The following is a 25,380-nucleotide window of genomic DNA, read 5'->3' as shown; positions in this document are numbered from 1 at the left end:
CAAGAGGTCACTAAAAATTTTTTATCCAACTTAGGCTATCTAGCCTCTTCTCTTTTTCCTACTTTGGTTGCACAATGAGAGCACAACCATAAACCATCTAACCGCTGAGCACACTTATTCCGAACATGATGAATACATTACCGCGAAACAATCTTCGGCGACGATTCGTTTACAGATATAGATACAAACGGCTCTCACGTCGCCGAGGTCGAATATGGAAGCCGTCATGACGGGTTCGCTGACGCAATGGCACGATCTCATCATTCACCTTGATGACCAGCAGATTGCTGAGCTTACTGCGGTCAACGATCTGCCCCTACCGATGCGCGCACGCCTTGGGCGCGATCTACGCGCACGCTTGGCCGCCCACGCTGCCTACATTCCGGCCCGCATTGTGCAGAGCCAACTCGCCGATCCGCAACCCGGACGCACCACCGGTGCGTTCTGGGAAGGATCGCTCCTCTTTGCCGATCTATCCGGCTTCACTGCTCTCTCCGAACGGTTATCGGTGCTTGGCCGGCAAGGAGCCGAAGAAGTTTCAGCAGTTGTCAACCGACTATTTGCCGCGCTGCTGCATGAAGTGCAAGCACGGAGCGGGGCGCTGCTCAAGTTTGGCGGCGATGCCCTGACTGTCTTTTTCGATGCTGCTACACTCGGCGATCAGCATGCGACCGCGGCTTGTACGGCGGCCTTGGCGATGCAAACGCGCATGGCTGAATTCGCCAATCTTGAAACCCGGACCGGAACCTTTACACTGCGGCTGCGGGTTGGCGTGCATGTCGGACGTGTCTTTGCCGCCGAAGTCGGTGATCAGAGCCATATCGAACTGGTGGTGACCGGGCCGGAAGTGAACCGGGTGGCCCTCGCGCAAGAGATTGCTGCGCCCGGTGAAGTGGTGATTACGGAACAAACGGCCCGATTGCTTGCTCAGCCGCATATTGAGGCGCGGCGCGATGGATTTTATCGGCTCCATGAGCTAGCCTTTACCCAAGCTATGATTGCGCCGCCACTGCCATTACCGCTCGACGGCCCCAACGATCTGGCCACCCTCAATCGCTTGGCCCACCAATTAGCGGCATTGCAACCCTACCTCGTGTATCGCCTGCCCCGGCGCTTTCTCGACCCTGCTGCCGGCGAGTTAGGTGAGTTTCGCCCGGTTACCGTACTCTTTGCCAATGTCCACGATTTTTCCCACTACCTTGCGGTGCTCGATTCTGATCCTAACCTAGCCGCTACCGTTTTCAACGCCTACTACCGGCGCATGCAGGCAGTTGTGCATCGCTACGATGGCATCATCAACAAAGTCGATATGTACACCCATGGCGACAAGTTGATGGCGTTGTTCGGAGCACCGACTGCTCACGAAGACGACCCGACGCGGGCCGTGCGTTGTGCAATCGAGTTGCGCGAGACACTCTCTGAAGTCAACGCCGAGATTGCCACCTTACTCGGCCCGACTACGCCACCGCTGGCCCAGAAGATCGGTATCAATACCGGTACCGTCTTTGCCGGACGGGTCGGCGGAGCAACGCGGTATGAATACACCGTTATGGGGCCGGCGGTCAATCTCGCGGCTCGTCTGATGGCCGCTGCGCCTGACGGCGCGATCTACCTTTCACCAAGCACGCAGACAGCCATCGAAGGTCAATTTGTGCTTGAGGCAGGAACACCGCTGCACCTCAAGGGGTTTCGTGAAGCGGTCACACCGGCCAAGGTAGTACAGATTGCCACAGTTACCACGCGCCATCACCTCGAACAGTTGACGGTTGCGCCACTGATCGGGCGAGATGCCGAATTGGCACGTGTGTTAACGGCAGCCCGAGCAGCGTTGAACGGGCAAGGCGCGACGATTGCCATTGTCGGCGAAGCTGGCGCCGGTAAATCTCGCCTAGCCGAGGAGGTGATCCAGCGCTTAGTCATCGCTTCTACCGAACACGATCATGCGACCGAAGATGTACCATCGTTTACGATCCTGTTTGGCGATTGCCAGAGTTACGAACAGCGCACCGCCTACGCCACGATTCGCGCGCCGCTGACGAATGCGCTAGGACTTGACCTGCGCGCCGCACCAGCCCAATTAGCTGCTGACACGGTTGCCCGCGTCGAACGGCTCGTGCCGGATTCCAGCCGGTTTACACCGTTGCTGTCTGATACGCTCGGCCTGCCACTGGCTGATACGCCGCTCACCGCCGGCTTATCGCCTCAACAACGGCACGACCGGCTGCAAGAGCTAATCGTTGATATTTTTCTCGCTACAACTAAGCGTGAGCCAGTTTTGTTGGTGCTCGAAGATTGCCATTGGGCCGACTCACCCTCGCTCGAAGTGCTCGAACGCCTCAGCAAAGCCGCTCAGGGCAGAGCACTCGCTTTAACCCTCACCTACCGTCCCGAAATGGCATCGCCTACACCTTGGGAAACGCTCCCCAACACCATCCGAATCGAGTTAGGCGAATTGCCGCTAAGCGATAGCCAAGCCTTGCTCGCAGCGCTCCTTGGCGGGCCGCCGCCCAACGATATCTTGCCGCTACTCGAGCGCACCCAAGGCAATCCCTTCTTTATCGAAGAGTTGGTACGCGCGTTAGTGCGTGACCGCTTACTGGTGCGCAACGCAGAAAGCGGCGTATGGCAACTAACGCAACCAATCGAGAAAATCGAGCTGCCGCGCAGCATCGAAGGTCTACTGATCGCCCGACTTGACCGACTCGACGAACCGCGCCAAGAGCTGGTGCAGGTTGCTTCAGTGATTGGGCGTCGCTTTCCGCGCCCGGTGGTGGAAGGAGTGTATTCAAACCCACCTGCGCTGGACGAGAGCATCCAACGCCTGATTGAAGGCGAATTGATCCAAGCCGACCAGCAAGAGCGGATTTTAGCCTACATCTTCCGCCATGCGCTGCTGCGCGATGTCGCCTACGAAGGGATTCTCTACGCCCGCCGCCGCACTCTGCACGCCCGTGTTGCCCGTCGGATCGAAACCATCGCAGCCCAGCAGCTCGAAGAACAGTACGCCGTGCTGGCATGGCACTTTCTGCAAGCCGAAGAGTGGCAACCTGCCTTGCGCTATCACGTGCAAGCTGCCGAGCAAGCCCGCCGGCGCTTCGCCAACCGCGACGCGCTCGCCCTGTATACCACCGCGCTCAACATCGCGCCACGGCTAACGACGGTCTTACCGCCTGCGCAACTGATCGATCACGTGGCCGCGATCCATGAAGCGATCGGCGAACTACATCTGGTATTGGGTGAATACGATCAAGCGGAACATCACTTCCACGAGGCGCTGCAGCTCAGTCTACCGGTAGGAGACGAACCGGTCAGCGAACGCTGGTTGCGTATGCACCGCATGCTGGCCACAGTGGAAGAGCGGCGCTCACGCTATCAAGCCGCGTTCGATCGGTTGACCGAAGGCATGGCCCGCGCCCATCGCGGCTTGCAAGCAGAGACGGCGCGCTGCTACATTCTCGGCACCGGCATCGCGTACCGCACCGGTGATTACACCCATGCCATGGAATGGGCGCGGATCGGCTACGAATTGGCGGCGCAAAACGGCAGCGCCACCGATCAGGCGCGCGCGCTCAAGATTATCGGTAATATTGCCAATGATCAAGGAGACCGCGCCCAAGCGATCGAAACGCTCAACCAAGCGCGCACCCTCTACGAACAGGCAAATATGCCAGCCGGCTTGTGTGATGTGCTCAACGACCTTGGCCGCGTCTACACCCAAGCCGGACGATGGGCCGAGACTATTGCCGTGTTCGAGCAATCGATGGCGATCTCAGAAAACATTGGCGATGTGTTAGCCACGGCTCGCACGGCCAACAATCTGGCGGTAGTATTAGTAGGACGTAACCAACTCGACCGGGCCGGCGCATTGTACCAGCGAGCCAGTGAACTCTTTGCCCACCTCGGTTCACGCCTCGGGGTTGCAGTAACAAAGTATAACCGCGGCGAAGTGCTACTCTATCAAGACCGCGCTGCCGAGGCGCTCAAACTGTTTCAGGCGGCAATTGCCGATCTCGAAGCGATCAATGCCCGCAGTTTCTTACCCGAAGTCTTGCGCTTAGCCGCTTTAGCGGCGTTGGTCTTGGGTGATCTTACTCAAGCCCGCGCTAACGCTCATCGTTCATTGGCTATTGCAGAAGAACTCGGCCAAGCCGACGACTCGGCAATTGCTGATCGTGTGCTTGGCGAGATAGCTTTAGCATGCGGCGATCTTGATGTTGCAGAAGATCTCTTTGCCCGCAGCAGCTCCACCTTGGCCCAACTAGATAATCGCTATGAGTTAGGCAAAGTTCGATATCAGCAAGCACGGCTGGCACTCGCCCGTCACGACGATGCTACTGCGGCCATCGCTCGCGCCGAAGCAATCGCCATCTTTACCGAACTTGATGCTCAGCGCGATCTCACCTTCGCCGTGGCGTTACCTGCATAACTTGGAAGGAGCATTCTTATGTCACGCCTCCTGATCGTGCTGACAGTTATGGTGATGTTGCTCACGCCGTTCGCGCTGACGCCACAACCCACCCCGGCTACTGCCGCCGAATCCGAACCGATCCATCTCACTAGCATCTCCGAATTGCCGCTGCTTAATGAGATCGAGCCAAATAATCGCATCCTCCAACCCGGCGCAAACGCTCAGCGCATCGCGGTTGATCGCACCGATAGCTGGCGGCAGTCGATCAATGGCATTATTGCCTCGTCAAGTGATATTGACTACTTCGCCTTTGTGGTTGACGCGCCCGGTTCGTTGGTGACTATTGATCTAACTAACTTAGACGCCGATTACGATCTGGTCTTCGGTGGCGGCATTGATCCGGCAACTGGCGAGGGTGGTGCGACCGACAGCTTTGAGTTCGATACCGGCGAACGCGGTTTGGAGGGTGTAACACAGGTTGGCGGCCAGATTGCCTCGATTGGCGGCCAGATTGCTTCGATTGGCGGCCAGATTGCTTCGATTGGCGGCCAGATTGCTTCGATTGGCGGCCAGATTGCCTCGATTGGTGGCCAGATTGCTTCAATCAGTGCCAACCTTGCCAACCGCGATGAACGGATCGAGACGATCGTCTGGCAACCGGGGCTATACTTCGCAGCGGTTGCGCCGGCCAATGCCGGTCAAATCAGTTCCCGACCGTACCGGCTGACCATTACGCTCCAGCGCAGTACGCTCCAATCACTTGGCCCGGCCCCGCACGTACAGTTTCTGACTGACACACCCGACGACAATGTCACTACTCTCTACATCATCAATTCCGCCCGCATGCAAGAGGTGTATACCAACGATCTGACGAGTATCACTACAATTACGTCAACCTTGCAACAATCGTACTCATATACGCAGACCCTCATTTGGGGCGCATCAGAACATCCACTGATCAGAGAAAAAGGTGCGGTTATCGATCTCGCCAATCTTGAGGTCATCACCAGCAGCGGCGCAACGCCATTTAACCAATTGCTGAGCGACTGGTCGCAACCGGCCAATCAGCGCAACCCGCTCTACGCCAATTACCTTGCCAGTATCATTGACCACGTGATCGAAGCGGCGATTGCCCCCGCCGGCAATGGTCGTTCGGGTGAAGTGCGCATCCGGTACCAGATGATAGCTAACAACGATAATACACGCAACAATGAGACGAATCAAAGGACGCCTTACCCCAACGTGCGGCATATTGTCTTGATCGGGAGCGACGAGATCATCCCCTTCTTCCGTCTGCCCGATCTAACCACCATTGCCAACGAGGCCGATTATTTAGAATATCTAAAGAGCATCGACACGCGGAGCAACGGCAATAGCCTGATCGCAGCCGACAACCCGCTTGGTGCAGCGCTACGCAACCGGATGTTGCTGAGCGATAACCCGTATGGCACTGACCGACCATACCGCTTCTATGGGTTCCCATTATTCGTGCCCCAACTAGCCATTGGCCGGATCGTCGAGCAACCGAGTGAAATCGCCGATTTTCTGCGCCGCAATGTGCCGGGATCCTACAGTGAGACGAATATCGATCTTCGGGTAGACCCAGAAATCTCTTCATACAGCATCTCACTTACCGGCTATGACTTTCTGATCGACGGTGCGGAAGCAATTTCACGCACCCTCAACCAAGCCACGGCTAACTCACTTGCCAAACGGCCACTCATTAGCAACTTATGGGATCGCACCGCCTTCGAGAACACATGGCTTGAGCAACCACTCAGGACTACCGGCTTCTTCAGCGCGCCATTAAGTATCTTTTCGCGCACGAACACGCTACTCAGCTCGCTCAATGCCCACTTTGATCACTGGCAACTTATCCCAGCAGTCGAGAGTAGCAGGTCTCCTAACTTCCCGGCTGATCGCGTGTTAATAACGGGATACGAGGGTGTATCGTCGATATGCGACTACTACCCAGTGGAATGCCCCGGCTTCTTCTACAACACTATCTACTACTCGGTGGGCTGTCACAGCGGCTACAATGTGCCGGCAAGAGCGATAGATCAGACACTTGACATCCCGCTCGACTATTACGCTGCCGACTTTGCCCAAGCCTTCAACCGTCATGCCGGCAACTGGATCGGTAACACCGGCTATGGTTACGGTACGCTCGACGGCGTTGATTACAGTGAACGACTGGCAGCGCTGCTGACTCAAGAACTGATGCGGAATGAAACCCGTCCCGATCCATCTGCCACCAACGGCATCACCTACGTAGGACGCAACATCGGCGACGCACTGGTGCAGGCCAAGCTGCGCTATTTGCGCACTTCAACCGGATTAAACGCTTACGACTACAAAATCCTCTTGATCACCACGCTGTACGGGCTGCCGTGGAAGCGAATCTTGGTAGATAATCCGCTCACGGCACCAGTTGAAGATCTCAATGCCGAACTACCCATCAATGATCGCACTGCACCCATCCCAACATCCGGCAGTCAATTGACACGCACGATCACGTTTACGATCAGTTACGATGCCAACTACCTTCGCCCAACCCGCACCGGTCAAGCGGTACAGCTCACTGCCGGCAACTTCACCATCACCGACACCTTCTTGCTCGCCAGCACCTTTAACGTCACGCCAACGGTAACCGTCTTTGACAACAATCTGATCGGGATGCCGAGTTTGCCTGCCTTTACCTACGATATTACGGCGCTATCGGGTAGTGATGATGACGATCACCAGCCATTAGTGGTGCGCGATATCATCTTCCTTGGTGGCCAGTACAACACTGTCGAGAACTTCAACCCAACCGTTACCCAAATTGTGACCGAGACCTCCACCCCGTTGATTACAACGACTATCGAACCCGACTTCAGCGCAGGGATCGGGGTGTGGGTGCCCGATCGCTTCTTCGGCTATAGCAGCACCGGCAGCGGCGACTCACAGCGTGATACCCTGATTAGCACAGCAGCCCAATTCCGCGCCACCAACGGCGTGACCGGCACGTTGCGCCCTTACACGCAACTGGTCTATCAGGTGATTTACACCGATCCAGAGGCGGACGGAGCGAGTACAGCCTTGGCCGATCAAAATCCACCGGTGATCGAACGAGTACGTATCGCTGGGCAAGATGCCGGGTTGCAGAGTATTTCCACCCCAATTGAGGTTATCGTCAGCGATCCTGACAATCCGAGCAATCCTGAGGTTGCAGTTACCGGTGTTTATCTTGCCGCCGACAACGCGACGTGGATGCCGCTGACCTTTACGCAAGATCCGCTCAACCGGCAACGTTGGCTAGCGAGCGTCCCGCGCAATTGGCCTGATGTGAGGTTAATCATCACCGCGACCGATAGCGCCGGCAACTCGGTGATGTATACTGCCAAAGGTGCGTTTGCACCGCCGACGTATCGTGTGCTGATGGCGGTGATCATGAAGTGATGCGGATCATACTGGACGAACATCACTGTCTACAGCGCGTGGCAAGTACCTTGCCGCGCGCTGTCAGCAATCGAGTGCGCTCGTGGTACTTCCGCTCTCACCATTTTTACCAGCAATGCTACCGCAAGTGCTCGCGTGCCCACAACGCAGCTTGGGTACGGTCACGCACGTTCAACTTCGCAAAAATGACACTGAGGTGGTTTTTGACCGTGCCGATACTAAGCGCAAGCCTTTCGCCAATCTCTTGATTCGTATAGCCCTGCGCCAACAGCAGCAGAATCTCGCGCTCGCGGGGAGTCAGCGCAATCGCCGGTTCAGCAACAGGCGGTTCAGCCGGCGGCGACGCAGCGGTAGCCAACTGGCTCAGACGCGGCAAGAGTTGGGCAGTAATCTGGGGGTGGATCAGTGCGCCACCGGCAGCAACCGTGCGAATACTCTCGGCCAGTGTGCGATGATCAACATCTTTGAGCAGATAGCCGCGCGCGCCAGCGGCAATCGATTGCAACACGCGCTCATCATCGTGGAAGGTAGTGAGCATAATCACCAGCGGTCGCGGGCCACGGGCAGCAAGCTGTCGCGTCGCTTCAACGCCGTCCATCACTGGCATCATCACATCCATCAGCACAACATCAGGATCAAGCTCTGCCACCAGCGCTAGTGCCTCACGACCGTTGCCAGCTTGCCCAACCACTTCAATATCCGCTTTCCGAGCCAGCAACGTTGCGATACCGGTGCGAATCAGCGGCTGGTCATCAACAATGAGGACACGTATCGTCATAGTGAAGCCTCATCTTCAGCCGGCAACACCAAGCGCAGCCGCCAGCCGCCTGCGGGCAACGGCCCGGCCTCAAGACCACCACCGAGCGCCTCGGCCCGTTCCCGCAACCCGATCAGACCAAAGCTGCCACTGCCCAGATCAACCGGCAGCAGCACGCGATCAGGACAATCGTTATTTGTGATCGTTACCACCACACAGCCGCCTTCAACCTTTACTTGCACGGTAATCGTGTCAGCGCGCGCATGTTTGCAGGCGTTCGTTAAACCTTCTTGGACAGTACGATAGAGACAATGAATAACCGGGGCTGCCAGATGATCAACCTCACCCTGTATGTCCAATTCCACCCGTGCGCGTGTACTTTGGGCACATTGCCTTGCCAACTGGCGCAAGGTTTCGGTCAGGGTTGCACCTACCGGAAGTTCAGCATCCACGACGGCCAACAAGCTTTGCCACGCGCTCCCCAATAATTCACGGCTATTCGCCAAATGATCGCAGGCCGCAGCCGGATCTTCGGCAGCTAATTCGGCAGCAACTTGCAACGTCAAGTTGATCAACACCAGTTTCGAGCCAAGATCATCGTGCATCTCACGCGCCAGCCGCGCCCGCTCCGCTGCCACAGCAATCTTATGCACCTCGTTAGCTTGTTGCTGCATCTCCGCTTCTAGGAACTTAACCTGTTGCTCGACCTGCTGACGACGGCGCAACTGATAGCGAGCCAACAACAACGGCGCACTCACCAGCACCATTGCCACCAGCAAGCTTACTGTTGTCGTTACGTCAAGTGCGAATGGCTGCCAAAAACTTACCACTATGAGGAGGAGTGGCAACACTGCTACGAACCTGAGCCATTGCAAGAGCGACAGCCGGCTCGCCATTTGCCATGCCACCAGCAACAACCCCCAGAGTAGCGGCAACAGATTGGTCATAGCCGCCATCAGCCCAATTGTCAGGGTTTGTGCCGCTAATCCCAGTTGGACAAAAACGGCATGCCGCACCTGTTGGGTGCATGCGCTGGTCACAATCAACAAGCCGCCGAGTGCCACCAACCAGAGCAATACCCCCAGCGACAGAGGGTGCGGTTGCAGCAACGCCAACCCCAACGACAACGAGACAAAGAGCGACGGTAACAGCCATGCCAGTATGTGATTCGGGCGCGGCGCGATCAAGGTCTCATCAATGGCGCCAGTCAGCGCCAGACGCGGCGGCGACTCGTCACTCCCCGACTGATAGCGTAAGGCCATCACCGTGGCCCGCAAACGCTCGATCGCGTTCGCCGCCGCCGCTCGTGGGACATCAATCACGGCCTGCACCCGGCCAAGGTTCGTCTGCGCCATCGCCAAAGCGGCGGTGACACTCTGCTCGGCATTCACCAACGCCTGCTGCACTTCACTCGCGAGTAGATGTAACAGGCGCTGCCGTTCTTCGCGTGCTGCACGCTGTTGCACATCGCGCAGAAAGGCAGATAAAGCGGCATAGCGTTGCTGCATCTGCTGCAACATTGCCTGCATCTGTTCGCTGCGATGCACGTGACGAGCGTAAATGAAGGCGGCAATAATCGCATACGTGGCCGGAAACGCAATCACAAGGTTGCTCTGCAACCAGCCAAGCAGGTCTTTTGAGAGCTGATAGCGTACAACGGCCCAAATGGCCCAGACCCCAACTGCCATGATCGCCCACACCCATGGCCGAAAGAGCATAATGCCCTGTAACACGAGCACAAGATAGATGTAGTCGATCAACGGCGCCGCCGTGAGCAGTTGCGCACCGGCTGCCGCCGCTAGTTCAAGACCAATCAACGCGAGTTGCCCCCACGTAGTCAAGACGCGCAGCGGGGTCAGCCATGCCAATCCCAGCATTACACCAAGACACGCCAGCATCCCGGCCAAACGCGGCCACTCGGCGCGCAACGTTGCATCACCCAGCGCGCTCAGCGCAACAACTAGCGTCACCAGCGAGAGCAAGATCAGAAATGCCAATGCAGTGCGCTGGTAACGCGATGTAACTGTTCGGATGAGTGACGGCATGCGATGGTTCATACTATGAGTGTATCACATCAGGCGAACAATCCGATCATCGCCCAATTGCCCGCCGTACCGCCGCTGCCACATCGAGAATGCCCGCGCCGGCGCCATTGCCAGCCCCGCACCGCTCGCTATCTGCGGCAGTGTAGGGCCGGGCGGTTTCGCGCAAGATGCGTTCGGTTGTCTCAATATCGCCAATTAGCGCCGGATTCGCCGACCAGAGCAGGGCTACTGCGCCAGCGACGTGCGGCCCGGCCATCGAGGTACCACTTGCTCGCGTATAACTTTGGTTGGGAAAGGCCGAGAGAATGTCTACCCCCGGTGCAACGAGATCGGGTTTGACACGCGCGCTGCCATCGCTCAGCACCGGGCCAACACTGCTGAACGGCGCGAGCCGACCATCAGCATCCACCGCCCCAACCGTGAGCACATCGTCGTAAATGGCCAATGGCGCGTTGAGCGAACTACACGCCGGGCCGTCATTGCCGGCGCTAGCGACAACAAATACTCCAGCCGCTCGCAGTGCACGTACTGCCGGTTGTAACGAATTAGGAGTGCAACCTTCAAGGTCTTGCGGGCACCCCCACGAGTTGTTCAACACGTGCGCCCCCCGGATGGGATCGCCGTCACGCATCGGATCGCCACTGGGTGGATAAGGTGCAAACAGAAATTGCATACAATCGAGGTAGCGCGGCGCATTACCAAGATTGCGTGCTAAATTGACACAAGCAATCCATTGGGCGTCCGGGGCAACGCCAACACTGTTTCCCAGCACAGTAGCTAGGGTGTGGGTGCCATGACCGCCCAGATCATACGGCGCGGTCGCTCCTGTCCATGGATCAAGCCAGTGGTACGTATGGTCAACACCATTGCCTAAACGACCAGCGTAGGCATCGCTCAATTCAGGATGGTCGACCTCGACGCCCGAATCGGCTTGACCAACGATAATCCCTGCACCACGCACACCCAGCGCCCATGCCTCTGGCGCACCTATCATCGTTAAATTCCACGGCGGCGAGTCCGGCGGCGGCTGATCACCCGTTGCCGGCGACGGCGCAACCGGCAATGGCCGCAGGTGCGGCGCCGGCATCACTGCTGCCACCTCTGGCCGGCTCTGCAACCAGAGGCGCAGCGGCAGATCAGCTTCAATTTCTAACGCATTGACAAGGTAATACGGCGTGTAGCGCACCCCAAGCCAATCGAGTGTTGCCCGTAGATCAGCCTGTGTCAGCTCGGCGTGGGCCGTGAGCCGCTGATACACGGCTATGCGTCGCTGATCGTAATCGGCAATTGTCGCCAACGTGCTCACATCAGTCTGATCGCGCAAGACCACGAACAGGCGGTCGCCCGTTGGTGCTGCCCGACCACCGCCGATGAGCAGCGCCAATCCGCCTATTGCGACGAAGCCGGCACCCACAGTATGAACTCGCTGATTCGCCACGAACAGTGCCACCGGCGTAGCCAGTAATGCTAACAAGGCTTGCCCGATAGCAGCTACGATCGCCAAATGAAACCCTTCGGGAAAACTGCTAGCAAGCAGGAGCGCCACCATGACATCAGGATCAGTGAAAGCTAACGGTACGCCAAAGAAGAATGTACCAAATAGTGCCGAGATCGGAGTCACAGCGGCCAGACCTGCCTGCCGACCGAGTGCCAGCCAGAGCCAGCCACCAGCCGGGGCGCAAAAGAGAAACATGGCTGCGGTATAATTCGGCCCTAATGTCCGACTAAGCAGCAACAACAAGAGGCTGAGCGCCGCGCCTTCGAGCAGCCATACCCTGAAGGAAACCTCAGCGCGCTGCCAACTGATGGGCGGTTGCCACGCCAGCACCTGCCCGCCAGCCCAACCCACAACCGCACCCAGCAATAACGCCAGTCCTACATCCAGCCACGAACCGGGTGCGCCAATCGCCAGCCATGGCAACGTCACCAGCAACCCTGTACTCACGGCAACCGGCGTCCACCTCCATTGCACTGGCTGGCGAATAAGCAGCATCAGAGCGAGTGCATAAAGCAAGCTGAGACCAAGCTGAGCTAACGCAATCAGTTGGCTTTCCGCCGAAGGTATCAAGGTCGTGAACGCGAGCATGGCCGGTAATGGCAGCGCCGCCAGCCAGCGCAGTGCCGCAGCGCGCACTACGCCGCGCGTCAGGCTGGCCCATAGCCCAAAAGCAATCAAGCCCACGATTAGGCTGATCCAGATCACAACTGCGCGGCCAATCCCCCCCGAATCGAACAGACCTACACCAATTTCTACCAGCCGCAAAACCCCGCCAATCCCTAACGCAATCACCATGATGACCGTTAGGAGGCAACCCTTTCCCCATGATATGCCGGTCTGCGGCGGCGTCCTGTCGAATGATGCCATAGCGATCCGTGTTATACTTTCCATAGATAGCAACGTTGCAACGTGTCCCCAACCCTGCGCGCAGGAGGATGATGTTCCATGGACGATCAATCGCTATCGGGCGTAGCTGATCGTAATCATACCATTGCCGGCAAAACAGACGATCCCGCCACCCCTGATGACAAACCGGGTCACGAATGCGGCGTGTTCGGCATCGTCGCCGCCGACGCTGATGTCGCCCGCCTAACCTTCTTCGGCCTCTATGCTCTCCAGCATCGCGGCCAAGAGAGTGCCGGCATTGCGGTGAGCAATGGTCGCAGCATTCGATACTACAAAAATATGGGGCTAGTGGCGCAAGTGTTTGATGAGGAGAAGTTGCGCCCGCTCAGTGGGTATATGGCGATTGGTCATACCCGTTATTCGACCACCGGTTCCTCGAAGCTCGAGAATGCCCAACCCTTCGTCGTCGAAAGCGCACTAGGGCCGCTGGCCGTCGGCCATAACGGCAACCTCACTAACGCCGCTTCGTTACGCCGTGAACTGTTGCAGCGCGGTGTCGGGTTGACCAGCAGCAGCGACAGTGAAGTCATCACCCAAATGTTGGCCGGTGGCGAGGGGCGAACGTGGGAAGAGAAGCTGAAGGTCTTTATGGTGCGTGCCCAAGGTGCGTACTGTTTGACCGTGCTCACCCGCGATGCGCTCTACGCGGTGCGTGATCCGTGGGGCCTGCACCCGCTCTGTCTCGGCCAGCTCGGCGAACAGGGCTGGGTGGTCGCTTCCGAGAGTTGCGCACTTGGCACGATTGGCGCCGACTTTGTGCGCGAGATCGAGCCGGGTGAGATTCTGAAGATTACCCTCGATGGGCCGCAAGTCATTGCCCGCCAACCCTCGCTGCACACCGCCGCCTGCCTGTTTGAATACATCTACTTCGCCCGCCCCGACAGTATGCTGCACGGCAAGGTGCTGCACGCCATGCGGGTGGCGCAAGGCCGTGAATTGGCCCGTGAAGCGCCGTGCGACGCCGATGTGGTGATCGCCGTCCCTGACAGCGCGACGCCGGCAGCGATCGGGTATGCGCAAGAATCAGGTATTCCGTATTCGGAAGGCTTGATTAAGAACCGTTACATCGGCCGCACCTTTATTCAACCCGATGACCGGCTACGCAAGTTGGGCATTGCACTCAAGTTCAATGCGCTAACCGATAATCTGAACGGTAAGCGAGTTGTGTTGGTCGATGATAGTATTGTGCGCGGCAATACTAGCGGCCCGATTGTGCGTATGCTGCGCGAGGCCGGTGCGCGCGAGGTGCATGTGCGCGTCTCATCGCCACCTATCCGCCATCCCTGCTTCCTCGGCGTTGATATGGCGACCTACCCCGAATTGATCGCCCATCGGATGACGATCGAGGGCATTCGCCAACATCTCGGCGCTGATAGCTTGGCGTACCTGAGCTTGGAAGGTCTGATCCGCTCAACCGGACGCGACCCTGACACCTTCTGTACCGGCTGTTTTACCGGCAACTATCCGGTTGAGATTGAGGTGGTCGATAAAGAGGTATTCGAGGTACGGTAGTGGCATAGCATCGCTATACCACTACTCGTCCCCTTCAATCCGCTCACGGTAAGCGGGTGGCTGGCGAAAGCGAGTCGCTTGCTCGAAGGAATACGCTAACCGGATCAGCATCGGTTCCGACCACGCCCCACCGATGAAGTTGATGCTCACCGGCAATCCAAACGCCCTCCCAGCCGGCATCGTCACCATTGGGTAGCCGGCCCGCGCTGGTAATGAGCTACTACCGCCAAGGTAGCGGTCGCCGCCAATCAGATCGATCGGCCATGCTAACCCGGTCGCCGGCGCTACGAGAGCATCGAGCTGCTGTTCATAGAGCACCGTATCCAGCGCCTTCCGCGCCTCATCGCGGCTAGCCACCAGCGCCTGTTGGTAAGCCGGATCGCCGAGATCACCCACTGCCATCGCTTGCAACAACAGCTCTTGGCCGAAGAAGCGCAATTCGCGCTCAGCATGCTGTTCGTTAAAGGCAATCAATTCAGCCAACGAACGCGGCGCCAGTGTGGTTGCTTGCGGATCAGGGATGCGCTCGGCGAGATACCGGTTCAACGTCGCCTTGAACTCGTAGAGCAGCACCGTTAGCTCAGCTTCACTGAACGCCAGTACCTCTTCCGATAGCTTCACCGGGTCAACGATATGCGCCCCAGCATCGCGCATTGCTGCCAACGCATAGTCAAAGGCCCGTTCGACATGGCGACCAAAGCAGGCAAAGCGATCGCTGCGCACCACCCCAATCCGCGCCCCGCGTAATGCATCGGCTTGCAAGCAGGTGCGGTAATCAGGGCGAACATGACCGGCTGCGGCTGCCGTTGCCGGATCACGCGGATCAGGCCCGGCGATGATGCCGAGTACGGTGGCAGCATCGGCGACGCAGCGGGCATGCGGGCCAACCGTATCCTGCGTAAAGCTGATCGGGATCACGCCGGCTCGGCTGGTTAGGCCGACAGTTGGCTTGATCCCTACCACACTACATAGCGCTGACGGACACGAGATCGAGCCGTCGGTTTCGGTACCGAGCGCGGCGACGCACATACTGGCCGCAACCGCAATTGCCGACCCCGAACTCGACCCACAAGGGCTGCGCGTGAGCACATACGGATTACGCGCCTGCCCACCGCGCGCACTCCATCCGCTCGACGACGCGGTGCTGCGGAAGTTGGCCCATTCGCTCATATTCGCTTTGCCCAAGATCACTGCTCCAGCCGCACGTAAGCGGGCCGCAACCGTCGCTTCCGCCGCCGGACGCGAGCCGAGCAGAGCAAGCGATCCAGCCGTCGTAGCCGTATCGTCAAGCGTGTCGATGTTGTCTTTGAGCAGAATTGGAATGCCGTGTAATGGGCCGCGCGGCCCACGTGTATCACGTTCAGTATCAAGCGCGATCGCCGTTTCGAGTGCCGACGGGCTGACCTCAATGACGGCATTGAGGCAAGGTCCTGACCGATTGAGGGCTTCGATCCGCTCGAGACAGGCCATCGTCAGCGCTTCAGCGCTGAGCGCACCACGCTCCATCGCTGTCTGGAGATCGGCAATCGTGGCCTCGTAAGCAATAGATCCGATCGAGCTGGTTGGATCGCTAGTCGGCATAGGTTCCTCCGTATGAGGGCAACAACCCTGTTGCTCCTTACCGCTCTGCTCGTTCCCACTAACGCAACATCTCTCAAGTAGAGACGTTGCAATGCAACGTCTCTACAATGCAACGTCTCTACACAGTCACAGGCATATCGCCAATCTACCTACAAGATTTTGATCGGAGTTAACAAACCGGGCCGTTCACGATTGGCCGCTTCGATTGCCTCGGCGGAACCTAAGACTGCCACCTGTCCGTGATCACGCAATGCCGCCGCTGCTTCGGCAAAAGCCACGAAATCAGCCGGCGTGGTTGCCAACACCTCATCGCGGATCTGCTGGCGATACTCATCGCTCACGCCCGTCAAGTAGCGCACCAGCGCCGTGTAGCCCTTGGCATCCGGCAACTGGTAGGCATCCATATCGCCGATCGTGCCGATAATCGCCCGTTCAACCGTCACCGGATCGAGCGCCGTCTCTTGCAGGAAGGCCGCCATCTCGTCATACACATCGAGCGTGCGCAAGAGGTTGGGATCACGGTACGAGGTTGTGATGAACAAGCCGGTGCTGCGGTCGTAGTTGCCGCCGGCGCCATACGCCCCTCCCTGAATGCGGATGCGGTCGAGCAGGTAGTCAATGCGCAGATGGCGCAGCACGACCATTGCTGCACCGCTTGGCCGAATACCTAGCGCGTGGAGATTAACCCCTTTTGCGACGTAGTTCACCTGTGCTGGGATGATCAATCCCTCGCCACCATCAACGCTCCGCACCGGCCAATGTACCGACGTGTAAGCGGCGTCTGGCAGCTCAGAGAGGAAGGCGGTCAGCATAGGCAACACAGCCTGCTGGTTATCGGCATCAAGGGTGAGATTCGCCACCAAGCCGCGTCGGTTGATCAGCGCTGCCCGCACCGCCTCGAGATCGGCCAGCACGCTCGGCCAGTCATGCTGCACCCGCTGCTCAAGTTCGCGCAGGAAGAAGATCGCAGAGACGCCACCCATCTGTTCGTCGGCCCACTCAGCCGGGGCAAAGCGGGCGGCGAGGCGCTGACGCGCATACGCATTTCCCGCCGGCACCAGTGATGATTCCTTGTTGGCGCGTGCGCGCAGCACGATCTGGCGGAAGCGTTCGCGGTTGTCGAGATTCACCGTCAGCAGAATCTCGCGCAACAGCCGCAACAGCTCGATCGTTTGGGCGACAGTGCTCTTGCCGCGCACGATCAGGCGCCCTACTGGTGCTGCGGTCACAATGTCGGTGGCCGTCATCGTGGCTGCATAAATACCACCGGTTTCCCGCCCGATCCGCTGCAATAAGCGTACAAAATCGGATGTCGCCGTACCCATCTCGGTCAAGGCGCGGGCAAAGAGCGGCACGTAGGGCAAGAGGTGTGACGGCAAGGCCCGCAGATCAAACGCGAGATCGAGGTAAACAATTCCGTTGGTAAACAAATTGTGGCGCAACAGACGCACCCCGCCCCGCTCGTCAATCTCGGTCGGGATGTGCTTGACAGCGCGGTCAAGATCGGCGAGGCGCAAGGTGGGGATGGCGGCAATTGCTTCCGGCGGATCAGGCATCTGCTGCCACTCGGCCAGCGCCTGCGTCTCGGCGATCAGCGCCGCACGCTTGGCGTCGTCGAGGGTCGCGGCGAAGGCGTCGATCCGAGCCTGCTCGGCTGCGGCCAAGCGCGCTGCGTGTTCAGGGTCGGGCCGCAGGGTCACGCGGGTGCGGTGTGGATTGTCGAGCAGCAGCTCGCGGATGAGGCGCTCGAAGAGGCGTTCGCCACTTGCCACCATCGTGCGCACTGCCGCCAACGGCGCCTCGAACCGTAACGGCGCAATCGGATCATCGTCGTAGAGCCACGTGCCCAGCGCGCGCAGCATCAGCACCAAGCCACGTGGGAAGCTGCCGGTGTTATTCTCGCGCAGACTGAACTCAAAGGTGTTGAATGCCGCCGCAATCGTCTCGGAATCGATCCCTTGCTCGGCGAGATCGGTCAGTGTGCGCAGGATGACCTCTTCAACCTGTGCGGCATTGGCCGGATCAATTCCCTTCATTCCTACCGAGAAGGTTTGCTGAAGCAAATCGCTCTCGTACCCGCCGACCACCTCTTCGCCCAACCCCGAGTCGATCAGCGCCTTACGCAACGGAGCCGCCGCGTTCCCCAACAGAATATAGCTCAGCAACTCGCGCGCCATCAACACTGTCGGGTCACGATTATCGTCAATCAACCAGTTGAGCATTACCATGCCCTTCTGGTTGTCGCCATCGGCGCTAAAGGTGTACTCAAACTCGCGCGGCGCGCTAAAACGGGTCTGTGGCTCGATGTGCGAAGGTGGATCGATCCGCTCAAACTGGCTAAGATACTCGTCGAGCTTGCGCAGCCGCTCTTCCGGCGGGTCGTCGCCGTAGAAGAAGATACGCGCGTTCGAGGGGTGGTAGAGCGTCTCGTGGAATCGCTTGAACGCCTCGTAGGTCAAATCGGGGATCACCTGCGGATCGCCACCCGACGAGTAGCCGTAGGTGGTGTCGGGGAAGAGCGACTGCTGAGAATAGCGGTAGAGCAGGCTATCAGGCGATGAATAGGCCCCCTTCATCTCGTTGTACACCACACCCTTGATGGTGAGCGGCGCATCAGGCGCCGGCAGCTCGAAGTGCCACCCCTCTTGCTTGAGCACTTCGGGCGTGATGCGCGGGAAGAAGACCGCGTCGAGATAGACATCAACCAGATTGTAGAAGTCTTTCAGGTTGGTGCTGGCTACCGGATAGGTCGTTTTATCCGGGTAGGTCATCGCGTTGAGGAAGGTATGCACCGATCCCTTCACCAAGGTGAAGAAGGGGTCTTTAACCGGATATTTGCGCGATCCGCAGAGCACTGAGTGTTCGAGAATGTGGGCAATGCCGGTTGAGTCGCGGGGCGGCGTGCGGAAGGTAATGCCAAAACATTTATTTTCGTCGTCGTTTTCTAACGAGAGGAGTTCAGCGCCAGTCTTTAGATGGCGATACAGGCGAGCGCGCGTATTAAGTTCGGGGATGAACTCATCACGCAGCAGCTCAAATCCGTGCAAGTTCGTCATGACAACCTCGTCTGGTACAATAGGTACGGAGAGACTTATTGAATATTGTACCAGAAGCCTTTGCGCAATGACGAGCGAACATCAATCGGTTTCGATCATCTGCACAGTGCGCGATGAAGCTGATAATATCGCCGCGCTGATTGATTCAATGCTGGCCCAAACCCGCGCCGCCGACGAGATTGTGATCAATGATTGCCAGAGCGTTGATGAAACGCCGGCCATCGTCGCCGCTTACGCTGCACGCTACCCGCAGATTAAATTGGTGCGCGGTGGGCACAACATCTCGTCGGGCCGCAACAACGCCATTCGTCATGCCCGTGGCCCGATTATCGCGAGTACTGACGCCGGGCTAACCCTCGATCCGCATTGGCTAGCGCGCATCGTAGCCCCCATCGAGGCAGGAGAAGCCGATCTGGTTGGCGGCTTTTTCCACCCCACTCCCCGCTCACTCTTTGCATTGGCGCTCGGTGAAACCAATTATCGCCGCAGCAGTGAGATCGATCCGGCAACCTTCCTCCCTTTCGGCAAATCAATGGCTTTTCGGAAAGAGGTTTGGGAAGCTGTTGGCGGGTTCCCCGAATGGGCCAGCCACTGCGAAGACCTGCTGTTTGATCTAGCGGTTGAGCGCGCTGGCTTTCGCCGCGTCTTCACCCCAGAAGCGGTGGTCCATTTCGCGCCGCGATCCACGTTACGTGCCTTCATTCGCCAGTACTATTTCTATGCCCGCGGCGACGGGCGGGCCGGGTTGTGGCCCAAACGCCATGCTTTGCGCTATGCGGTGTATCTTGCGCTCAGCGGTCTGTTGGGAATCGCGATCAGCCAGCCGCACCTGCGTGCGCTGGTGGGGGCGCTGGTTGGGTTGGGGGTGGCCGCCTACACCCACGCCCCCTATCGCCGGCTCTGGCCCAAGTTGCGCGGGAGACCGTTCGGCGAACGGCTAGCCGCGCTGGTGTTGGTACTGCTGATCAGGCTGGCAGGTGATACAGCCAAAATGATTGGCTATCCAGTTGGGGTCTGCGAGCGCCGCAAACGTCATGCCTCTGCGAAATGATAACGGGGCGATGCCTTGCATCGCCCCGCGCCGTTTATGAAGTGACTGCGGCTTGGCGTTGGCGATGTTTGAACAGCCTGATGAGCCGGTCAATGATCACGACAACGATCGTGATAAGACCGATCTTGATCAACGCCTCGCCCAACTCACCGGCGTTCGCCAATGACGGCGCTTCGTTGATACGATGCTCGCCGCGACCGGCCAATGCGCCGTTTTCCCGCTCGCCGCTAAAGATGACCGCACTGCGCTCGCGCCCGCGACCCCCCTCTTCACGCGCCGCCACCTGCGTCACCGGTAGCAGATGGTTCACTCGCAGCCAGTTGAACCCCATCGCCACCAATACTGCCACACCAACAATGATCAAGATGCGTCCGAGTGTTTTCATTGCCGCACCTCCTCTAGCTGCGCCACCGCCGGTTGGCGAGTCGGTTTGCGCAACGGCCAGATCCGGCGGAACATACCTACAATCCAACTCCGGTGAATCGCGACGTGCAAACCGAGAATGATCACCGTCAGATCCGACGCCTGCCGGTGAAGGATTTCGAGCGTGCGATCGCGCGGCAGCGTGATCCCGAACAATGGCAACGCTTCACGCGACATCAGCACGCCGGTAGCAACCGTGATGGTAAAGGCGAGGAACAGCAGCGCATTGAGTAGATAGTTCAAACGCGACCGCCATATTGTCTTGGCAAACAGCCGCTTGCCGATGGTAACGATCCATTGCCAGTGCAGCAGCAAATGGGTGATGATCATCCCAGCCAACGCCAAACTCAACCACTCGTGGATAGCTAGCCCGCTGAAGCTGGGGGCAGTAGTGATGAGAAAGGCGATGAACATAACACTGTCAATCAGCAAATGGTTCCAGTTTTGGGGTCGTTGTTTCATAGGATCCTCCTGCCAAACTCGCTCTTCCTACACTCAGTGTAAGAAGCAGATATGAAGAAGTTGTGGAGGGGCCTTGGTGAAGATGATGAATATCTTGCCTATGAACAAGTATCATGGGCGAGTGGTTCTTTCGCGCCAATCTGTGTACGCAGACCTTCTGCGCTGAACGCATGCAACGCTCCATGGCCGGCTAATATAGGCTTGGAGCGGTCTATGTGCGCTCAGCAGCGGCTTGAGTTCGCTTTGGTACGTTCATACGCTCACCGGTTATCCACATCGCACAAAAAAGAGCGCTCCCCAAAAGCCTGCGAGCAGCCTCTTATGTACTGGGGCAAAAAACCGGAGCGAGACCAAAGGTGTCTCGCTCCGGTTTACGATAATTTTCCTAATCGGCGATGAGCGTTGGATCTATGCCAGCCATCTAATCTCTGCGCATCGGTAGCATGCAGTGTACGCCGCAGCGCGTTGTGCTGCTCCCCTCCGTACCCCGCTGCTTCCGTGGGAAGATTGTTTTAGCGCGTCTTAATCCCAAAGGGCAGATACAGCGGGCAGAAACCGATCGCGCTAGTGGCCAGAAACACCACCGCCAGAATGCCACCAATCCATGCCAACGCCCCGCTTAGCACACCGGTGACAATCATCAATCCGAGCAAGAGCGCAATCACCACCCGCGCAATCCGATCAACGTTTCCCATATTCGGAGTCATTATCCCACCTCCTCGTACCGTTGTTCTTATTATGCCTACTTCTCTGTTATAGCAGATTCATCCGCTTTGATCAGTGACAAAGTCACATTGCTGAGCATGGGTGCGACCATCTCATCGAGACTATTGCTTCAAGCCAACGCTGCGGTCTAGTCAACCCCTTACAAGGCTGGGGCCAGTCGAGCAGCACACTATCCATTGCCCAGAATCTGTCTAATCGTCTCTTGTTTGTGGTATTGTATGCCAGTACGTGCAGCTATGGAGAGCATCAGATGCGGATTTTGTTCATCACTGGCGAATATCCACCACAACCGGGAGGTGTCGGTGACTACACCCAACGATTGGCCCAGACGCTTGCGTCCACTGGGTATGAGGTTATGACGCTGACTGCAGCGCAGGGCCGTTGGCGACTATGGCAGGCTACGAGCAGCGGCGACAAAGCACTGCCAACACCACGGAACGGGGCAAGTTGGCGGCTACTTGCCGCCGTTCGACTGGTCAAGATCGTGCGCCGATTACGACCTACGTGGTGCCATATCCAGTACCAGACTGGTGCCTACAACCTACAGATCGGCGTGAATATGCTGCCGCTATTGCTACGTCGGACAGGCATTACAACCGCTATCACGTATCACGACTTGCTGCCACCGTACCTCTTCCCCAAAGCTGGGCCAGTGCGCAATTGGGTAACATTGCTACCGGCACGCTCGGCCACGGCAGTTGTAGTCACCAACCCTGAAGACGAAGCCACCCTGCGCGCTGCCGGTATTCAACCTCGTCTCATCCCGATTGGCGCCAATATTGAACCATCGCTCCCACCGGATTACGATCGCGATGCGTGGCGCACATGCCTCGGTGTGACTGCCAACGAAGCGCTCATTGGCTATTTTGGCCTGTTGTCACCGGGCAAGGGGATCGATCTGCTCATCGACGTGGTCGCCAGTCAACCAGATTGGCACCTGCTGATTATCGGTGGCGGCGCTACCTCGCCGACCGATCGCACTTACGCCGATTCGGTGCAGCAACGCCTTACAATGACCGGTCTGCGCCATCGGGTGATCGTCACCGGTCACGTCACCGCGACGCAGGTCTCGGCCTACCTGAGCGCCTGCGATGTGATCGCGCTACCGTTCCGCGACGGTGCATCGTTGCGGCGCGGCAGCCTCTTGGCGGCGCTTGCGCATGGCTGCGTCATCGTTACCACACCGCCTGCTTCGGCAGCTACCGCCGCCGCTCTGACCGGGGCAGTGCAATTTGCTGCCGCCCAACCTGATGCCTTTACTGCTGCGATCAGCGCTTTGCTGGATAACCCGGCCGCGCGCACTCGCCTCGGTGAAGCGGCTCGTGCCGTCGCCCGTCGGTTTGATTGGCAACTGATTGCAGCAGCCCATAGCGAGATGTATCAGGCGTTGAGATAGCAGGCGACTTCGTCTACATCGAAGAAGGTGTACTCCCACGCATCACTGCATCACGTAAATCGCGCGCAACACTCATGTCATGCAATTCGATGCCCAGCCCGATAATGGTCTGTGCCACCTCAGGACTAACCCCGATCAATGTCAGCCGCGCCCCTAACAACCGCACACTACGCGCTAGCGCAACGAGGCTGTGAGCCGCCGCTTGATCAACGAAGGGCACCCCGGTGATATCAACCAACAACGATCGCGCCCGCTGTTGTTCGATCGCGTGCAGAGCGCGCTGCTGAGCCAATGCCAGCCGTTCGCCATCGAGCATACCGATCAGCGGCATGACTAGCGTATCATCACGAACTGCTAAAATCGGCACGCTCAAGTCACGAATTTCACGCCGTTGTCGCTCATTTTCGGCCAACGCCGCAGCTAACGCTGCCTGTCGTTGCTCACTCTCTGCTAACGCTGCTTGCAAAGCCGCAGTGCGCTCGGCGACGCGTATTTCAAGCGCCTGATTCGCTTCAACCAACTGTTGCGCTAAACCCTCAGCCTTCATTTGCGCTGTCGCAGCAACCTCGATCGCCCGCTGCACGCTGCGCGTCCCTATGCTAGCAATCAAGCCGCAAACCACCGTTAGCAAGATGCCGACAACAACGATCTCACCAGCCGAAGGCGCTACTTGCGGCCGCATCGAGACCCCGAACCATTGGCTGACCATCCCGACAATGCCAGCCCCAGCCGCAAACACAACGTGGCTCTCGCGGCCAATGACCGCAGCCGTTACCACAGCAACGACCGCAAAGATCGGTACAAGCCCTATCTGACCGGTACCAAAGGGAATCACCGCAAAACTGACCACAAGGATAATGATCAAGCCTATAGTGGCCTGATCTACCCATCCGAGTCGAGCAACTACGATGATAGCTACAACAAGAGCAAGACCGAATAGGTTAGCGATTAATTGCGGTAAGGGATCAGGCTGAATGAGGACTAAGGGGATCGACAGTACCGACATCACAACTAACACCACCCCAATGATCAGCAGATTTCTGCCTCGCCGTTGCAGTTCGGCGTCAGAGGTGGGTACGGCGAGAAACCAGTTCCATAGTGATGAGAGCATATACTGCCATATCGGGTACGGAAGTCTATGTTTCTGCCGGTATTGTAGCACATTGAATCAACGTATCAAATGTACAGGCTGCTCGCTTCATCGGCGAGAAAAGATCGTACCAATCTCAGGACCTCTGCCGGCCTTTGTTCAGGAAACCAATGCGGATTATCGGTCAGATGCACAACGCAGTCAGGACGCTGCCGCAACGCTTGTTCAAACCCAGCGGTAGCGGCAATCCGGTCAAGTGGGCTACGGATGAAGAGCACTGGGAAGCGAATATCGGTGAATGGTGGTTGTTGTCCATAACCGGCCAGTCGCCACGGCAACCGAGCCAACGTCAACGGCCAGTCCCAGTAATGAAAGCTGTCATAGGCAGCCTTATCTGCATCTGGGGCGCGATAGCCGCCGGCTATCAGTGCCGCTGCGGTAAGGAATCGCGCTGGCGGCAGATAATACGGCAAGCCAAACAACACCCCATACAACCACCACAATGCCCCTACCCCGTGTTCGCCAACATCGTAGCGGAATGACGATCCAACTGACAACGCGACCATCCGCTCGATAGGGAGATCGGGCCGTTGCCGTACCCGCATCCACGTAAAGGTCGCCCCCCAATTATGGGCAATAATCGTCACTTTGTCGGTTGGGCTAGCCGCAATTACCACATCGATGAGCGCCGCTACTTCACGCGCCAATCGCCCGTGCCACAGATCGTGCAATGACGGCCAATTTGGATTGGTGCGCCGGTTCGGTAACACGATGGCATAGATACTCCGTCCACGCAACCAATCCTGCTCACGTTCGGCTGGTGTGATGTAAGCGTCGTACATCTGCTCGGAGTCGGGAAATCCGTGCAGCAAGAGCAACGGACTACGCCGACTGGCCGGTTCGTGATGAATACGTCTCAGCCGGCAGCGTAGTTGCCGCGCCGGTGGCCGGTGGAGCGCATCCCAAAAAGTTGGAAACGGTGATGGTGGCATAAAGCGCAGCTAACTCCTTTCCTAACTGAATGATAT

The 25,380-nt window shown here is 58.0% G+C and carries 15 protein-coding genes; 5 read left to right on the top strand and 10 right to left on the bottom strand.

The window, feature by feature from the left end; genetic code table 11:
- The first annotated feature begins 226 nt into the window (after nucleotides 1–226).
- Nucleotides 227–4,426: an adenylate/guanylate cyclase domain-containing protein gene (locus Q1A59_RS01425; RefSeq protein ID WP_299643520.1), complete on the top strand. Its 4,200-nt coding sequence runs from the start codon at nucleotides 227–229 to the stop codon at nucleotides 4,424–4,426.
- An 18-nt stretch (nucleotides 4,427–4,444) separates the two neighbouring features.
- Nucleotides 4,445–7,849 (top strand): peptidase, encoded by a 3,405-nt coding sequence (locus Q1A59_RS01420; RefSeq protein WP_298490613.1) that lies wholly within the window; start codon nucleotides 4,445–4,447, stop codon nucleotides 7,847–7,849.
- Nucleotides 7,850–7,967: 118 nt separating this feature from the next.
- Here the strand turns inward: Q1A59_RS01420 and Q1A59_RS01415 are convergent, their stop codons facing one another.
- Genes Q1A59_RS01415 through Q1A59_RS01405 form a run of 3 tightly spaced genes read right to left on the bottom strand, consistent with a single transcriptional unit; the run spans nucleotide 7,968 to nucleotide 13,016 of the window.
- A complete protein-coding gene (locus Q1A59_RS01415) occupies nucleotides 7,968–8,627 on the bottom strand; it encodes a response regulator transcription factor (protein ID WP_298408702.1) in 660 nt (219 codons plus the stop codon).
- Nucleotides 8,624–10,651 carry a sensor histidine kinase gene (locus Q1A59_RS01410; RefSeq protein ID WP_299643516.1) on the bottom strand — a complete coding sequence of 676 codons (2,028 nt, stop codon included), beginning with the start codon at nucleotides 10,649–10,651 and terminating at the stop codon, nucleotides 8,624–8,626. Before Q1A59_RS01410 ends, Q1A59_RS01415 begins: the two co-directional genes overlap by 4 nt.
- A 46-nt stretch (nucleotides 10,652–10,697) precedes the next feature.
- Nucleotides 10,698–13,016, bottom strand: coding sequence for a S8 family serine peptidase (locus tag Q1A59_RS01405; protein ID WP_299643513.1), 2,319 nt, complete (start codon nucleotides 13,014–13,016; stop codon nucleotides 10,698–10,700).
- 78 nt (nucleotides 13,017–13,094) lie between these two features.
- Between Q1A59_RS01405 and purF the strand changes: the two genes are divergently transcribed.
- Entirely contained in the window at nucleotides 13,095–14,567 is a 1,473-nt protein-coding gene (purF, locus tag Q1A59_RS01400; RefSeq protein ID WP_298408722.1) for an amidophosphoribosyltransferase, read from the top strand.
- Nucleotides 14,568–14,588: 21 nt separating this feature from the next.
- Here purF and Q1A59_RS01395 read toward each other — a convergent pair whose 3' ends face one another.
- Together Q1A59_RS01395 and Q1A59_RS01390 are read right to left on the bottom strand one after the other, a co-directional pair.
- Nucleotides 14,589–16,148: an amidase gene (locus tag Q1A59_RS01395; protein WP_298490611.1), complete on the bottom strand. Its 1,560-nt coding sequence runs from the start codon at nucleotides 16,146–16,148 to the stop codon at nucleotides 14,589–14,591.
- 149 nt (nucleotides 16,149–16,297) lie between these two features.
- A complete protein-coding gene (locus tag Q1A59_RS01390) occupies nucleotides 16,298–19,204 on the bottom strand; it encodes an insulinase family protein (protein ID WP_298408743.1) in 2,907 nt (968 codons plus the stop codon).
- 67 nt (nucleotides 19,205–19,271) lie between these two features.
- On the opposite strand from Q1A59_RS01390, the gene Q1A59_RS01385 reads away from it, so the two are divergent.
- Nucleotides 19,272–20,255 carry a glycosyltransferase gene (locus Q1A59_RS01385; RefSeq protein WP_299643509.1) on the top strand — a complete coding sequence of 328 codons (984 nt, stop codon included), beginning with the start codon at nucleotides 19,272–19,274 and terminating at the stop codon, nucleotides 20,253–20,255.
- A gap of 34 nt (nucleotides 20,256–20,289) precedes the next feature.
- Here the strand turns inward: Q1A59_RS01385 and Q1A59_RS01380 are convergent, their stop codons facing one another.
- The 3 genes from Q1A59_RS01380 to Q1A59_RS01370 all read right to left on the bottom strand — a co-directional run bounded on the left by Q1A59_RS01380 (nucleotide 20,290) and on the right by Q1A59_RS01370 (nucleotide 21,847).
- Nucleotides 20,290–20,640, bottom strand: a complete 351-nt coding sequence (locus Q1A59_RS01380) for a hypothetical protein (protein ID WP_298408759.1) — start codon at nucleotides 20,638–20,640, stop codon at nucleotides 20,290–20,292.
- Entirely contained in the window at nucleotides 20,637–21,140 is a 504-nt protein-coding gene (locus Q1A59_RS01375) for a DUF4405 domain-containing protein (RefSeq protein WP_298408762.1), read from the bottom strand. Before Q1A59_RS01375 ends, Q1A59_RS01380 begins: the two co-directional genes overlap by 4 nt.
- A 512-nt stretch (nucleotides 21,141–21,652) precedes the next feature.
- Nucleotides 21,653–21,847 carry a DUF2892 domain-containing protein gene (locus tag Q1A59_RS01370; protein WP_298408764.1) on the bottom strand — a complete coding sequence of 65 codons (195 nt, stop codon included), beginning with the start codon at nucleotides 21,845–21,847 and terminating at the stop codon, nucleotides 21,653–21,655.
- 269 nt (nucleotides 21,848–22,116) lie between these two features.
- Between Q1A59_RS01370 and Q1A59_RS01365 the strand changes: the two genes are divergently transcribed.
- Nucleotides 22,117–23,262: a glycosyltransferase gene (locus Q1A59_RS01365; RefSeq protein ID WP_298490610.1), complete on the top strand. Its 1,146-nt coding sequence runs from the start codon at nucleotides 22,117–22,119 to the stop codon at nucleotides 23,260–23,262.
- 13 nt (nucleotides 23,263–23,275) lie between these two features.
- Here the strand turns inward: Q1A59_RS01365 and Q1A59_RS01360 are convergent, their stop codons facing one another.
- On the bottom strand, nucleotides 23,276–24,373 hold the full coding sequence (locus tag Q1A59_RS01360) for an STAS domain-containing protein (RefSeq protein WP_298408771.1): 1,098 nt from the start codon (nucleotides 24,371–24,373) through the stop codon (nucleotides 23,276–23,278).
- A gap of 65 nt (nucleotides 24,374–24,438) precedes the next feature.
- Nucleotides 24,439–25,344, bottom strand: a complete 906-nt coding sequence (locus Q1A59_RS01355; RefSeq protein ID WP_298408773.1) for an alpha/beta fold hydrolase — start codon at nucleotides 25,342–25,344, stop codon at nucleotides 24,439–24,441.
- Nucleotides 25,345–25,380: the final 36 nt, after the last annotated feature.

Origin of the sequence: uncultured Chloroflexus sp. (assembly GCF_937951745.1) — a bacterium.
Lineage (GTDB): Bacteria > Chloroflexota > Chloroflexia > Chloroflexales > Chloroflexaceae > Chloroflexus.
This window is presented reverse-complemented; position numbering and strand designations above follow the sequence as displayed.

Excerpts from the sequence above, each read along its gene's own strand:
- Q1A59_RS01425 (WP_299643520.1), top strand. The coding sequence starts at position 227 with ATGACGGGTTCGCTGACGCAATGGCACGATCTCATCATTCACCTTGAT.
- Q1A59_RS01420 (WP_298490613.1), top strand. The coding sequence starts at position 4,445 with ATGTCACGCCTCCTGATCGTGCTGACAGTTATGGTGATGTTGCTCACG.
- Q1A59_RS01415 (WP_298408702.1), bottom strand. The coding sequence starts at position 8,627 with ATGACGATACGTGTCCTCATTGTTGATGACCAGCCGCTGATTCGCACC.
- Q1A59_RS01410 (WP_299643516.1), bottom strand. The coding sequence starts at position 10,651 with ATGCCGTCACTCATCCGAACAGTTACATCGCGTTACCAGCGCACTGCA.
- Q1A59_RS01405 (WP_299643513.1), bottom strand. The coding sequence starts at position 13,016 with ATGGCATCATTCGACAGGACGCCGCCGCAGACCGGCATATCATGGGGA.
- purF (WP_298408722.1), top strand. The coding sequence starts at position 13,095 with ATGGACGATCAATCGCTATCGGGCGTAGCTGATCGTAATCATACCATT.
- Q1A59_RS01395 (WP_298490611.1), bottom strand. The coding sequence starts at position 16,148 with ATGCCGACTAGCGATCCAACCAGCTCGATCGGATCTATTGCTTACGAG.
- Q1A59_RS01390 (WP_298408743.1), bottom strand. The coding sequence starts at position 19,204 with ATGACGAACTTGCACGGATTTGAGCTGCTGCGTGATGAGTTCATCCCC.
- Q1A59_RS01385 (WP_299643509.1), top strand. The coding sequence starts at position 19,272 with ATGACGAGCGAACATCAATCGGTTTCGATCATCTGCACAGTGCGCGAT.
- Q1A59_RS01380 (WP_298408759.1), bottom strand. The coding sequence starts at position 20,640 with ATGAAAACACTCGGACGCATCTTGATCATTGTTGGTGTGGCAGTATTG.
- Q1A59_RS01375 (WP_298408762.1), bottom strand. The coding sequence starts at position 21,140 with ATGAAACAACGACCCCAAAACTGGAACCATTTGCTGATTGACAGTGTT.
- Q1A59_RS01370 (WP_298408764.1), bottom strand. The coding sequence starts at position 21,847 with ATGACTCCGAATATGGGAAACGTTGATCGGATTGCGCGGGTGGTGATT.
- Q1A59_RS01365 (WP_298490610.1), top strand. The coding sequence starts at position 22,117 with ATGCGGATTTTGTTCATCACTGGCGAATATCCACCACAACCGGGAGGT.
- Q1A59_RS01360 (WP_298408771.1), bottom strand. The coding sequence starts at position 24,373 with ATGCTCTCATCACTATGGAACTGGTTTCTCGCCGTACCCACCTCTGAC.
- Q1A59_RS01355 (WP_298408773.1), bottom strand. The coding sequence starts at position 25,344 with ATGCCACCATCACCGTTTCCAACTTTTTGGGATGCGCTCCACCGGCCA.